We start from the raw sequence: 13134 nt of genomic DNA on the forward strand, positions 1-13134 counted from the left end.
CGCCTCTCTCGTTAGACCGTTTCCAAACGCGCGTAGGCCGCCACCAGCCATTTGATGCCCTCGCCCGGGAAGGCGATCTGCAGCCGGCTGTGCTCGCCGCTGCCCTCCAGATTGACGATGGTGCCTTCGCCAAACTTGGGATGGCGCACGCGCTGGCCCAGCTTATAGCCGGTATCGTTCTCGCTGATCGGCGTGCCCATGCGGCGGTGATTGACCGGGCGCGATACGCTGGCGCGCAGGCGCACTTCTTCCACGCACTCCTCCGGCAGTTCGCCGATAAAGCGCGACGGCCGATGGTAAACCTCTTTGCCGTACAGACGGCGCGTTTCGGCATAGGTCAGCGTCAGCTTCTGCATGGCGCGCGTTACGCCCACATAGGCCAGACGGCGCTCCTCCTCCAGACGGCCGCCTTCATCCAGCGACATCTGGCTCGGGAACATGCCCTCTTCCATGCCGACGATAAACACCAGCGGGAACTCCAGCCCCTTGGCCGAGTGCAGAGTCATCAGCTGCACCGCGTCCTGATAGGCGTCGGCCTGGCCTTCGCCCGCTTCCAGCGCCGCATGCGACAGGAACGCCTGCAGCGGCATCAGATCCTGATCTTCGTCCTGATAGCTGAACTGACGCGTCGCCGTCACCAGTTCCTCGAGGTTTTCGATACGCGCCTGCCCCTTCTCGCCCTTCTCCTGTTCATACATGATGAACAGCCCGGAGTCGCGGATCACCCGGTCGGTCTGCACATGCAGCGGCATGTCGGCGGTTTCATGCGCCAGCGATTCCACCAGTTCGATGAAACGCTGCAGCGCCGACGCGGCGCGGCCGGCCAACACCTTGTCCTGCATCAGCTCGCGCGTCGCCTGCCACAGCGTCAGCTGGCGATCGCGCGCCGCCTGGCGCACCACGTCGAGGGTGCGATCGCCGATGCCGCGCGTCGGGGTATTGACCACGCGCTCGAAGGCTGCGTCGTCGTTGCGGTTGGAAATGAGGCGCAGGTAAGCCAGCGCATCCTTGATTTCCTGGCGTTCGAAGAAGCGCTGGCCGCCGTAGATGCGGTACGGCATCGCCGTCTGCAACAGCGCCTCTTCCAGCACCCGCGACTGGGCGTTGCTGCGGTACAGGATGGCGCAATCGTTCAGCGCGCCGCCGTTGTCTTGCCAGGTCTTGATGCGGTTGACCACGAAGCGCGCTTCGTCGAGTTCGTTGAAGGCGCAGTAGAGGGAAATCGGCTCGCCTTCACCGCCTTCGGTCCACAGGTTTTTGCCCATGCGCCCGTCGTTGTTGGCGATCAGGGTGTTGGCCGCTTTCAGGATGTTGCTGGTGGAACGGTAGTTCTGCTCCAGACGGATGGTTTCCGCGCCGGGGAAATCCTTCAGGAAACGCTGGATGTTTTCCACCTGCGCGCCGCGCCAACCGTAGATTGACTGGTCATCGTCGCCGACGATCATCACGCTGCTGTTGCCGCCCGCCAGCAGGCGGATCCAGGCGTACTGGATGCTGTTAGTATCCTGGAATTCGTCCACCAGCACGTTGGTGAAACGCTCGCGGTAGTGATTGAGGATATGCGGCTTGTTCAGCCACAGCTCATGCGCGCGCAGCAGCAGCTCGGCGAAATCCATCAGCCCCGCGCGATCGCAGGCTTCCTGATAGGCCTGGTAGATGCGCAGCCAGGTGGCCTCCACCGGGTTGTTGTAGGTTTCGACGTGCTGCGGGCGCAGGCCCTCGTCTTTCTTGCCGTTGATGTACCACATCGCCTGACGCGGCGGCCACTGCTTCTCGTCGACGTTCAGCGCCTTGATGATGCGCTTGAGCAGCCGCAGCTGGTCGTCGCTGTCGAGGATCTGGAAATCCTGCGGCAGGTTGGCCTCCAGGTGATGGGCGCGCAACAGACGATGCGCCAGGCCGTGGAAGGTGCCGATCCACATGCCGCCCTGGCTGGTGCCGATCAGATGTTCGATTCGGTGACGCATTTCCGCCGCCGCCTTGTTGGTGAAGGTCACCGCCATGATCGAATACGGCGAGCAGTTCTCCACCGACAGCAGCCAGGCGATGCGATGCACCAGCACCCGCGTCTTGCCGCTGCCCGCCCCGGCCAGAACCAACAGGTTGCTGCGCGGCGCCGCCACGGCTTCACGTTGTTTTTCATTCAGGCTGTCGAGCAGATCGGAGACGTCCATAGGCACCACTAATGGTTAAGGGAAAACCCGCCGGTGACGGGTTTTTCACTGGAAATTTATACAGAGTTCTGGCAGGGATTATAACAATGCTGTCAGCGATGCCAACTGCGAAATCTCAATATGCGGCAGCAGGCGGCTGTCGGCGGCCTGCATCAGGCAGCGTTGCCGATCGTTGATCCAACAGGCCTGCAGCCCCGCGCGCAGCGCGCCGGCGACGTCGGTAGTCAGATCGTCGCCCACGTGCAGGATCTGCCCGGGCGCCACGCCCAGCCGTTCGACGGCCAGGTGATACATGTCCTGATACGGCTTGGCGCGCCCGTCCGGCCCGGATCGCAACACGAACTGGAAGTAACCGTCCAGGCCGCACTGCGCCGGATCGGCGTTGCCGTTGGTGATCGCCACCAGCGGGTAGCGCGCGGCCAGCGCCTTCAGCGTGGCGTGGGTCGCTTCCGGCACCTCGATGCGGCTGCGCCACAGCGCGAAGTTTTGCATCGCCGCATCGGCTCCGATCGCGGCTTCGGCGTCGCGCAGCCCCTGCCGGCTCAGCGCCAGATGAATGGCGCGCCAGCGCCACTGAGTGACGTCGTGGTAGATCTCCGGATCCTGCTCGCGCAGCTCCTGGCGCAGGCGGTGGAAATCCGCCGACTGGAAACTGTTCAGGCCGGGATGGTAGCTCTGCAGGAAGGCCACCGACTGCTGCTCGGTTTGCCGGATCACCGGACGGTTGTCATACAGCGTGTCGTCCAGATCGAAAGTCAGCGCCGCCAGCGGGCGCAGCGGGCGATAAAAATGCATCAGGATTTCCCCCGTTTGGCGCGCGGATGCGCGGCATCGTACACGTTCGCCAGATGTTGAAAGTCGAGGTGGGTATAAATTTGCGTGGTGGTCAGGTTGGCGTGGCCGAGCAGCTCCTGCACCGCACGCAGATCGCCGCTCGACTCCAGCATGTGGGTCGCGAAGGAGTGACGCAGTTTGTGCGGGTGAATATGGCTGTTGACGCCCTGTTTCACGCCCCATTCGGCGAAGCGCTTTTGCACGTTGCGCGTCGAGATGCGCCGCCCCTGATTGGACAGGAACATCGCGTCATCTTCCGGCCCGAACAGATCGCGCATCGCCAGCCAGTGTTCCAGCCAGGTGACGGCGGTGCGCCCGATCGGCAGTTTACGCTCTTTGCTGCCTTTCCCCATCACCCACACCTCGCCGGCCGCCATATCGACATGGCGGCAATCCAGCCCCACCAGCTCGGAGAGACGCAGGCCGGCGCCGTACATCACCTCCAGCATGGCGCGATCCCGCACCGCCAGCGGATCGTTGAGATCGATCTCCAGCAGCTGGTTCATTTCATCGACGTCGATGTTTTTCGGCAGATGGCGACCGCTGCGCGGCGTGCGGATGCCTTTGGCCGGGTTGGCGTGCAGCACGCCCTGGCTGACCAGCCAGTCGAGGAAACTGCGCAACGAAGAGAGCCGCAGCGCCAGGCTGGCGGACTGCAGGCCGGCGCGTTTGCTGCGCGCCGCCAGCATGCGCACCCGGGCGGCATCCAGCGCCGTCCAGTCGGTGACGCCGATCTCCTGCGCCAGGCGCATCAGCGCCGCCAGCTGGCGCGAATAGCTGAGCTGCGTCAGCGGGCTGAGTTGCCGTTCTACCTTGAGATAACGCAGAAAAGCGTCCACCGGCTGCTGCAGGCTGGGCGCAATCGGCGTCATGCGCGTTCGATCCAGCGTTCCAGCAGTTCCGGCAGCATGCGCGCCAGTTGATTGAGCATCACCGTGCCCATGCCCTGCTGATAGTGTTGCGTATCGCGGCTGCTGAAGATCACCATGCCCAGCTCGCCGTCGTCGCCAAGCATCGACAGCGCCACCGAACCAATCTGGCCGATCTGTTTGGCCTGCGGCAACAGCAGCAGCAGTTCGGGGCCGTTCAGGCCGCCGAGGTAGTGTTGTTCGCTGCCCAGCCGCTGGATGCGGAACGGCTCGAACGCCGAACGCGTCAGCGCCAGATGGGTGAAATCGGAAGGCGCGCCGATATTCCAGCGCTCGGCGAACAGGCGCACCGTGGCGCCGGCCAAACCGAAGCCGCGCGCCCAGCGCTGCAGCCGGTTGAGCATGTCCTGCAAGCTGTCGGCGGTGGCCAAATCGGCCTGCAGGTGCAGCAACCGGGCGAACAGCCCTTCGTTAGCGCTGGCCTGCTCCATCAGCAGCGTGATCTCTTCTTCCAGCCGTTCGATGTGATTGCGCTGGCGGGCCAGATGCCATTCCACCAACGAAACGGTGCCGCGCACCGGGTGCGGCACGCGCATCTGCTCAACCTGGCGCGCGTTGCGAATAAAGAAATCCGGGTTCTGCAGCAGGTACTGCATCACGGTGTCGTCATCCAGCGCCAGGCCGGCGACGCTCTGTTCTTCTACGCTTTTCATAGATGAATAAATCCGTCATAGACATGGGTTGCCGGACCGGTCATAAACAGCGGGTTGCCCGGCCCTTTCCAGCGAATATGCAGGCTGCCGCCCGGCAGTTCTACATGCACTTCTTCTGACAGCAATTCCTGTTGGATCCCCACAGCCACCGCCGCACAGGCGCCGCTGCCGCAGGCCTGCGTTTCACCGGCGCCGCGCTCATAAACGCGCAGCTTGATGTGATCGCGGCTGACCACCTGCATAAAGCCGATGTTGGCCCGTTCCGGGAAGCGTTCATGCCCTTCCAGCACCGGCCCGAGCAGCTCCACCTTGGCGGTTTTTACGTCGTCCACCTGCAAAACACAATGCGGGTTGCCCATCGACACCACGCCGCACAACACGGTATGTTCCGCCGCGCGCATGATGTAGGTCTTTTCAGCCTTGGCGGCGCGGAACGGCACCGCCTGCGGGTCGAAATTCGGCTCACCCATGTTGACGCACACCAGATCGTCGTCGGTGACGCTGAGCACCATGCGCCCGGTTTGGGTGCTGACGCGGATGTCACGTTTGTTGGTCAGCCCTTTCAGCCGCACGAAACGCGCGAAGCAACGCGCGCCGTTGCCGCACTGCGCCACTTCGCTGCCGTCGGCGTTAAAAATTCGGTAGTGAAAATCCAGTTCGGGATCGTAAGGCGGTTCTACCACCAGCATCTGGTCAAAGCCGACGCCCAGGTGCCGATCGGCCAGCCGGCGGATCAGCTCAGGTGAAAAATAGACATTCTGTGTAACGGCATCGACCACCATAAAGTCGTTGCCCAGACCGTGCATTTTGGAGAACTGCATATCATACTCCGCTATCTGGACGCGCTATCCGTCTTGATTTTACGGCGGCGCTCGCCACCGCAAACAGGGTGTTACTGGTCAACCATCGACGGTTTTTGCTGAGAGCCAGACTGCTCCTGCTGGTTCTTTTGCACCTGATCGCCCGTTTGCACCGGCGGCTTGGCCGGTTTCTGGCTGGCGGGATCGGCAGGCGGGAAGTAAAGCGGGCCTTTCAGACCACAGCCGGCGAGGCCGGTAACCAGAACTGCCATCAGCGCATAGCGTAGTTGTTTTTTCATTTGCATTAATGCCTGTAATTCATGCGTCCAAGGTCTCTATAATCGCAGGTGGATCATGAAAAGCAATAGGAATTGAATATGAACGACAGCGAGTTTCACCAGTTGGCCGACCAGCTGATGCTGAATATTGAAGAGACACTGGACGATTTTGACGGCGATGCGGACATCGATTACGAAACCAATGGCGGCGTGATGACGCTGAGCTTCGAAAACGGCACCAAAATCGTCATCAACCGCCAGGAGCCGCTGCACCAGGTGTGGCTCGCCACCAAGGCCGGCGGTTACCACTTCAACTACCGCGACGGCGTTTGGCTATGCGATCGCAGCGGGCAGCCGTTTTATCAGCTGCTCAGCGAAGCGGCCAGCGCGCAGGCCGGCGAGGAACTACATTTTTCCTGAAGCTAATCAGGGCTCGGCAACCGAGCCCTTGCGGCGTCAATGCAGCTGGAACTGCTGCTTCAGCGGCTGAGCGGCGCCGTCGGCCACCGTCACGCACAGGCTGGACAGCACGTTGCTGCGGAACGGGATCACCTGCGTGCGCCCGTCGAGCTGCACAATCTGATAGAACTGCGGCAGATTGAAGTTGATGAAGCTGGAGCCGTAAGTGAAGCGATCGTGCGACGAGGAGTAGAAGCGGCTAACGTCGCGCACCAGCTCCTCTTTACTGCCCTCGCAGTGGTGATACACCTCGACCCGATTCGACTCATCCAGAATATAGATGTTGAAGCCCTTGTCGTCTGAGGTGTCTTCGAAGAAGAACTGGATGATCCCCTCGCTGGCGAAGCCATCCACCACCGGCGGCAGATGCACCTGATCGGTTTCCACCTTGATAGACAGGCCATGCAGCTTGTTGTTGGAGATGGCGCCGTAAAACTCCACCGCATTCTCCAGCTTTTGCACCGATACGCTCAAGCGCTCGAAGAACAGCCCCCAGGTCTGCCCGGCGACGCGCACCGCCTTGAAGCGGCCGGGTTCCAAACGGGTACTGGACAGGCGCAGCTCGATGCACTCCGACACCAACTGCTGGATACGGGTGCGGATCAGGCCGCGCAGGTGCTGGCTGTAGCAGAACACTTCCACCGATTCCGGCGGCGCGGCGTCCTGATGCATTTTGCCGAGAATGGTTTTCAGCGCTTCCAGCACCGACTGCTCACCGCTGAAATGCAGGGTGCGCACCTCGTTCCAGGAGTTGCGGTACAGCAGATCGATGCTGCCCACCAGACACTGCTGCTGCTGGCCGAAGCTGAACACGTCCAGCTTGCGGAAATCGAAGTGCACCACCTGATTGCGGAAGGCGGCGGTCGGATCGTTTTCCAGATTGACGATGATCGCCAGATGGCGAATCTCGCACGGGCTGTACAGCGCTTTCGGCGTCGGCGCCGGCAGGCGCAGCGGGAAGTGATGGGAAACGTCGGCCACCAGCTCCTGCAGCTTGGCGGTGTCGCACAGGTTGCCGCTCTTGATGTGCAGGCGGGTCTGCGGCGTCAGCAGGCCGTTGAAATAGGCCCAGGCCACCAGCTTGTTCAGGTAGCGGTTATATTCCAGCGGCTGATGGCTGACGATCGAATCCATGGCCGGCGCCTGATTGTACAGGTACCAGCCGGTGCGGTTGGCGCGGCCAACCGGCACGTGAATAAAGGTTAAATCGTTTTCCGACAGGTCCGGTGAAATCTGCGGGTTCACCAGCGTCACCTTGCCGGGCAGCGCTTCGAACGCCGCATACAGTTTGCGGGTCAGCACGCCGATATCCTGCGGGCTGGCGCTGACGCTGAGGTTGTTGCGGCGAGCGAAACGGATCAGGTTGCGGTAGCTCTGCATCATCGCGTCGAGCAGTTCGTTATGCGCTTCGCGCACCCGCTCGATTTTCCAGTTGGCGCGGTTGTCCAGCATCGCCAGACGCTCTTCGCTCCAGCCCCACTCGCTGACCAGCTGGCTGAGGATCTCGCGCCGCCAGCCGACGCAGGCCTTGGCCAGCGACAGCTTTTCACATACTTTCAGGTAAAAACAGCGGCGGGCCAGATCGAGGCGGGTGGTGTCGTTGATGTCGGTCAGGTAGCGGGTCACGCGCTCAAGCATCATGCAGTAGGCGTCGAGCCCGAAGCTGACGATCTCGCCCTGATGCAGCCGGTGTTTGATGTCCGTCGCCAGCAGTTGGGTATTGGGGTATTCCCAGGAATAGGCTTCCAGCAGCAGGGTCTTCAGCACCGCCTTGTAAGGCGAATCGATGCTCTTATACAGTTGCCACAGGCTGGCGCCAAAGTACTCTTCCGCCGACAGCGAACTCAGGCCGCCGAGATCCAGCCACTCGTTCGGCGTCAGCGCGCCCTGCGCGTACAGCGACAGCACGTATTCATCGTAGTGCGCTTCTTCTTCGCCCGGCACCATGTTCCACAGGATGCGTTTGCCGGCCAGGCGCACCGCGGTGCGATAGAATTCGTCGAGCAACAGGATGTGCTGCGTCGAGCCGCAATCTTCGCCGCCCAGGCTGCCGCTTTCATTATGGCGGAAACGGTTTTCATCGATCAGGAAGAAGCTGACTTCCACCCCCATCGAGGCGGCCCACTTCTCAAGCAGGCTGCATTTTTGCTGCAGGCGGGTGCGTTCTTCGTTGTCCAGCCAGGACTGGTGGCAGACCCAGATGTCGAGATCCGAGCTGCAGCTTTGGCCGATAGACGAGGTGCTGCCCATCGAGTAGACGCCGGTGATCGGCAGCTCGCCGCTGGCCGGTTTGTCAAACGGGCTGCCCCATTTGTCTTCTAAATCGTTCAGGTATTCTTGTTGAGTTTCATCAGGCGTGTAGAGGCAAATGCCGTGGGGAACGTTACCGTTCAGGTAACCCGGCATCAGCGGGTGGTGGTGGTGCAGTAAGGTGGGCAGCAGACTGTATACCCGTTGAAACGCGGGCTTCATAGCCGCCAGGGCGCGATCGACGCGTAGCTGATTGATCGCATCCAGTCTCTGCTTCAATGTCTCGATGTAGAGGTACAAGACGTCTCGCCTGATTATCCCGGTGTTTAGAAAAAAACCCGTATTCCATAAGCGCCGTTAGTGTAAGAAGAATATTTGGCGACTTATTGCTGGAAACGTGATCAATTTAACACCTTGCTGATTGACCGTAAAGGAGGTAACGCTTCACAATTATTGTAGCGCTTCCCTAAACGATTTACCCGCAGTGTTAACTGCCCCAAAGCACATCACACGTCCCTTTGATTCCGTTGTCCTTTTTCCGCCTCCGGCTTCTTGCACTGACAGTATTGGCTCTCAGTGGTAGGATGGATGGCGAAATATAAAAACGGTAACAAGCATGTTAGACAAAATTATTCGAATTGCCACCCGACAAAGCCCGCTTGCTCTTTGGCAAGCACATTATGTGCAGCAACGTCTGATGGCCTGCCATCCCGGCCTGCAGGTCGAGTTGGTGCCGATGGTCACCCGCGGCGACGTTATTCTGGATACGCCGTTGGCGAAAGTCGGCGGTAAAGGCCTGTTTGTTAAAGAACTCGAGCTGGCGCTGCTGGAAGGCCGCGCCGACATCGCCGTGCATTCGATGAAAGACGTGCCGGTCGATTTCCCTGCCGGGCTCGGTTTGACCACCATTTGCGAACGCGAAGATCCGCGCGACGCTTTTGTTTCCAATCGTTTCGCCTCGCTCGATCAGCTGCCGCAGGGCAGCGTGGTCGGCACCTCCAGCCTACGCCGCCAGTGCCAGCTGCGTGAACGCCGCCCGGATCTGATCGTGCGCGACCTGCGCGGCAACGTCGGCACTCGCCTGGCCAAGCTGGACAACGGCGACTACGACGCGATTATCCTGGCGGTGGCCGGCCTGAAGCGTTTAGGTCTGGAGCAACGCATCCGCAGCCCGCTGAGCGCCGAAGAGTGTCTGCCGGCGGTCGGCCAGGGTGCGGTCGGCATTGAATGCCGTCTCGACGACAGCGTCACCCGCGCGCTGCTGGCGCCGCTGAACCATGCGGCCACCGAAACCCGCGTACGCGCCGAGCGGGCGATGAATACCCGCCTGGAAGGCGGCTGCCAGGTGCCGATCGGCAGTTATGCCGAACTGGATGGCGACAGCCTGTGGCTGCGCGCCCTGGTCGGCGCGCCGGACGGCAGCCAGATGGTGCGCGGCGAACGCCGCGGCCCGGCCGCCGAAGCCGAACGGATGGGCGTTGAGCTGGCGGAAGAGCTGCTGGCGCGCGGCGCGCGCGAGATCCTGCGCGAGGTTTATCAGGGAAATCCGCCGGCATGACGATCCTGGTAACCCGCCCATCGCCTTCGGGGGAGCTGTTAGTGAGCCGGCTACGCGCACTCGGCCGGGTTGCCTATCATGCACCGCTGATCGACTTCGCCCCCGGCGGCGATCTGCCGAAGCTGCCGCAGGCGTTGCAGCAGCTTAGCGCCGGCGATCTGGTGTTCGTGCTGTCGCAGCATTCGGTGAGTTATGCCGATTCGGTTATCGGCCGCGCCGGGCTGAGCTGGCCCGCTCACCTGGCTTATTACGCCATCGGCCGCACCACCGGGCTGGCGCTGCACCGCATCAGCAGTTTGCCGGTGGAGTACCCGCGCGAACGCGAGATCAGCGAAACGCTGCTGCTGCTGCCGGCGCTGCAAAAGCTGGCGGGCAAACGCGCGCTGATTTTGCGCGGCAACGGCGGCCGCGAACTGTTGGGGTCGACGCTGAGCGAGCGCGGCGCCGACGTCAGCTATTATGAATGCTATCAACGCAGCCCGGTGCACTATGACGGCAGCGAGCAAAGCGCCCACTGGCAGCGCGCCGGTGTGGATACGCTGGTGGTGACCAGCGGTGAAATGTTACAACAGCTCTATACTTTAGTTCCTGATTACTATCGTTCTTCATGGCTGCTGCGTTGCCGCCTGGTAGTAGTGAGCGAACGCCTGGCTACCCTCGCCCGGGACTTGGGCTGGCGTACGATTCGGGTAGCTGACAACGCCGATAATGACGCGCTGATCCGCGCGCTACAATAATCTGACTATGGGATGTGCCACTATGACGGAACAAAATACCCCATCCGCCCCGGTTGAAGAGCCAACCACCGCGGTTGAGAGCTCCCAGCAGCCAGCCGCTGCCAGCCGCAAAGGCAAGAACACCGGCCCGGTGCTCGGCGCGATCGCTATCGTGCTGGTCATCGCCCTCGGCGCGGGCGGCTATTACCACACGCACAAGCAGGTGCAACAGCTGATCGCCGCCAATCAGGCGCTGCAACAGCAGCTTGAAGGCGTAAAGCAGAGCCAACAGCAGGAAAGAAATGCGCTGGAAGGCCTGCTGCAGCAGCAGGGTAAAACCCTGGACGCCGCCGATCGCGAGCAGGCGAATCTGGCGCGCCAACTGAGCGAGCTGCAGGAAAAAGTGGCGACCATCTCCGGCAGCGACGCCAAAACCTGGCTGCTGGCGCAGGCCGATTTCCTGGTGAAAATGGCCGGCCGCAAGCTGTGGAGCGATCAGGATGTGACCAGCGCCGCCGCGCTGCTGAAAAGCGCCGACGCCAGCCTGGCGGATATGAACGATCCGAGCCTGCTCGACGTGCGCCGCGCCATTACCGAAGACATCAGCACGCTTTCCACGCTGACCCAGGTCGATTACGACGGCATCATCCTCAAGGTCAATCAGCTGTCCAATCAGGTGGATAACCTGCGCCTGGCGGACAACGACACCGACGAAGCGCCGATGGATCAAAACAGCAGCGAGCTCTCCGGCTCGATCGGCGAATGGCGGCAGAACCTGGCCAAGAGCTGGCGCAATTTCATGACCGACTTCATCACCATCCGCCGCCGCGACACCAGCGCCGAACCGCTGCTGGCGCCGAACCAGGACATCTACCTGCGCGAGAACATTCGTTCGCGCCTGCTGGTGGCCGCACAGGCCATCCCGCGCCATCAGAACGAGACCTACAAGCAGTCGCTGGAAACCGTCTCTACCTGGGTGCGCGCCTATTTCGACACCACCGACCCGGCGACCAAGGCCTTCCTTGAAGAGCTGGATAACCTGAGCCAACAGTCGATCTCGATGGATGTGCCGGATCAGCTGAAGAGCCAGCCGCTGCTGGAAAAAGTGATGCAGACCCGGGTGCGCAACCTGATGACCCAGTCCCCTGCCGCTCACCAGGAGGGTTAAGCCATGTTACGCGTGCTATTTCTGTTCCTGGTGGTGATCGCCAGCGTGGTGCTCGGGCCGATGTTAGCCGGGCATCAGGGCTATGTGCTGATCCAGACCGATAATTACAATATTGAAACCAGCGTCACCGGCCTGGTGATCATGCTGGTGCTGCTGTTCGTGGTGCTGCTGGCGATCGAATGGATCCTGCGCCGTATCTTCCGTACCGGCGCCCGCACGCGCGGCTGGTTTATCGGCCGCAAGCGCACCCGCGCGCGCCAGCAAACCAAAGCCGCGCTGATCAAACTGGCGGAAGGCGACTACAAGCAGGTTGAAAAGCTGATGACGCGCAACGCCGATCACGCTGAGCAACCGGTGGTGAACTACCTGCTGGCCGCCGAGGCCGCACAACAACGCGGCGATGACTTCCGTACCAACCAATATCTGGAGCGCGCCGCTGAAGCCGCCGATACCGATCAGCTGCCGGTGGATATCACCCGGGTTCGCATCCAGCTGGCGCAGGGCGAGAACCATGCCGCGCGCCACGGCGTCGATCGCCTGCTGAACCAGGCGCCGCGCCATCCGGAAGTGTTGCGCCTGGCGGAACAAGCCTATCTGCGCACCGGCGCCTACGCGTCGCTGCTGGAAGTGCTGCCGTCGATGCGTAAAATCGAGCTGCACAGTGAAGAGCAGCTGCAGGCATTGCAGCAACAGGCTTATATCGGGCTGATGAATCAGGCGATGGCGGACGAAGGCAGCGAAGGCCTGAAGCGCTGGTGGAAAGATCAGAGCCGCAAGACGCGTCACGAAGTGCCGCTGCAAATCGCGATGGTGGAGCACCTGATCGAATGCAACGACCACGAACTGGCGCAGGAGATTGTGCTCGACAGCCTGAAGCGCCAATATGACGAGCGCCTGGTGCTGTTGCTGCCGCGGCTGAAGTCCGGCAACCCCGAGCAGTTGGAAAAAGCGCTGCGTCAGCAGATGAAGCAACACGGCGCGACGCCGCTGCTGAACAGCACGCTGGGGCAACTGCTGATGAAGCACGGCGAGTGGCAGCAAGCGGCCGACGCTTTCCGCGAAGCGTTGAAACAGCGCCCGGATGCTTACGACTACGCCTGGTTGGCCGATACGCTGGAAAAACTGCATCGTTCGGATGAAGCGGCGCAGATGCGACGTGAGGGACTGATGTTGACGCTGAAACAGAACGGCGGCGAATAACGCCCTGCCCAAGTGAGAAAAGCGCGGCTCCGATGCCGCGCTTTTTTTTGCCCAGGGTTTTCTGTGGCGCAAAAAAAACACTTGCCGTATGGCAAGTGTATAAAGAAGCAATCAG

Annotated in this window: 12 protein-coding genes; 5 read left to right on the plus strand and 7 right to left on the minus strand. The window is 61.5% G+C overall.

What is annotated here, in order from left to right; translation table 11 throughout:
- Positions 1-11: 11 nt before the first annotated feature.
- From uvrD to lptM, 6 genes are all read right to left on the minus strand, one after another.
- On the minus strand, positions 12-2174 hold the full coding sequence (gene uvrD / locus ACMGF7_RS06975; RefSeq protein ID WP_197800702.1) for a DNA helicase II: 2163 nt from the start codon (positions 2172-2174) through the stop codon (positions 12-14).
- 78 nt (positions 2175-2252) lie between these two features.
- Positions 2253-2969, minus strand: a complete 717-nt coding sequence (yigB, locus tag ACMGF7_RS06980) for a 5-amino-6-(5-phospho-D-ribitylamino)uracil phosphatase YigB (RefSeq protein ID WP_015376267.1) — start codon at positions 2967-2969, stop codon at positions 2253-2255.
- Positions 2969-3880: a tyrosine recombinase XerC gene (xerC, locus tag ACMGF7_RS06985; protein ID WP_033654013.1), complete on the minus strand. Its 912-nt coding sequence runs from the start codon at positions 3878-3880 to the stop codon at positions 2969-2971. Before xerC ends, yigB begins: the two co-directional genes overlap by 1 nt.
- Entirely contained in the window at positions 3877-4590 is a 714-nt protein-coding gene (locus ACMGF7_RS06990) for a DUF484 domain-containing protein (protein WP_004934247.1), read from the minus strand. Before ACMGF7_RS06990 ends, xerC begins: the two co-directional genes overlap by 4 nt.
- On the minus strand, positions 4587-5411 hold the full coding sequence (dapF, locus tag ACMGF7_RS06995; protein ID WP_004934244.1) for a diaminopimelate epimerase: 825 nt from the start codon (positions 5409-5411) through the stop codon (positions 4587-4589). Before dapF ends, ACMGF7_RS06990 begins: the two co-directional genes overlap by 4 nt.
- 71 nt (positions 5412-5482) lie before the next feature.
- Positions 5483-5689 carry an LPS translocon maturation chaperone LptM gene (gene lptM / locus ACMGF7_RS07000; RefSeq protein WP_004934241.1) on the minus strand — a complete coding sequence of 69 codons (207 nt, stop codon included), beginning with the start codon at positions 5687-5689 and terminating at the stop codon, positions 5483-5485.
- 78 nt (positions 5690-5767) lie between these two features.
- Here lptM and cyaY point away from each other — a divergent pair, with 78 nt between their 5' ends.
- The gene (gene cyaY, locus ACMGF7_RS07005) at positions 5768-6088 is read left to right on the plus strand and encodes an iron donor protein CyaY (RefSeq protein ID WP_004934237.1); all 321 of its coding nucleotides are present in this window, start codon (positions 5768-5770) and stop codon (positions 6086-6088) included.
- A 36-nt stretch (positions 6089-6124) separates the two neighbouring features.
- Here cyaY and ACMGF7_RS07010 read toward each other — a convergent pair whose 3' ends face one another.
- Positions 6125-8677, minus strand: a complete 2553-nt coding sequence (locus ACMGF7_RS07010; RefSeq protein ID WP_004934235.1) for a class I adenylate cyclase — start codon at positions 8675-8677, stop codon at positions 6125-6127.
- A 316-nt stretch (positions 8678-8993) separates the two neighbouring features.
- Here ACMGF7_RS07010 and hemC point away from each other — a divergent pair, with 316 nt between their 5' ends.
- The 4 genes from hemC to hemY are packed head-to-tail and all read left to right on the plus strand — an operon-like array spanning position 8994 to position 13019.
- The gene (gene hemC, locus ACMGF7_RS07015) at positions 8994-9935 is read left to right on the plus strand and encodes a hydroxymethylbilane synthase (RefSeq protein ID WP_004934233.1); all 942 of its coding nucleotides are present in this window, start codon (positions 8994-8996) and stop codon (positions 9933-9935) included.
- Positions 9932-10672, plus strand: coding sequence for a uroporphyrinogen-III synthase (hemD, locus tag ACMGF7_RS07020; RefSeq protein ID WP_049241578.1), 741 nt, complete (start codon positions 9932-9934; stop codon positions 10670-10672). Before hemC ends, hemD begins: the two co-directional genes overlap by 4 nt.
- A gap of 22 nt (positions 10673-10694) precedes the next feature.
- Positions 10695-11819: a uroporphyrinogen-III C-methyltransferase gene (hemX, locus tag ACMGF7_RS07025; protein ID WP_420286405.1), complete on the plus strand. Its 1125-nt coding sequence runs from the start codon at positions 10695-10697 to the stop codon at positions 11817-11819.
- Between the two features lie 3 nt (positions 11820-11822).
- Complete coding sequence (hemY, locus tag ACMGF7_RS07030; protein ID WP_004934228.1) at positions 11823-13019, plus strand: protoheme IX biogenesis protein HemY; 1197 nt, start codon at positions 11823-11825, stop codon at positions 13017-13019.
- Positions 13020-13134: the final 115 nt, after the last annotated feature.

This window comes from Serratia sp. BNK-17 (assembly GCF_048684935.1).
GTDB lineage: Bacteria > Pseudomonadota > Gammaproteobacteria > Enterobacterales > Enterobacteriaceae > Serratia > Serratia nematodiphila.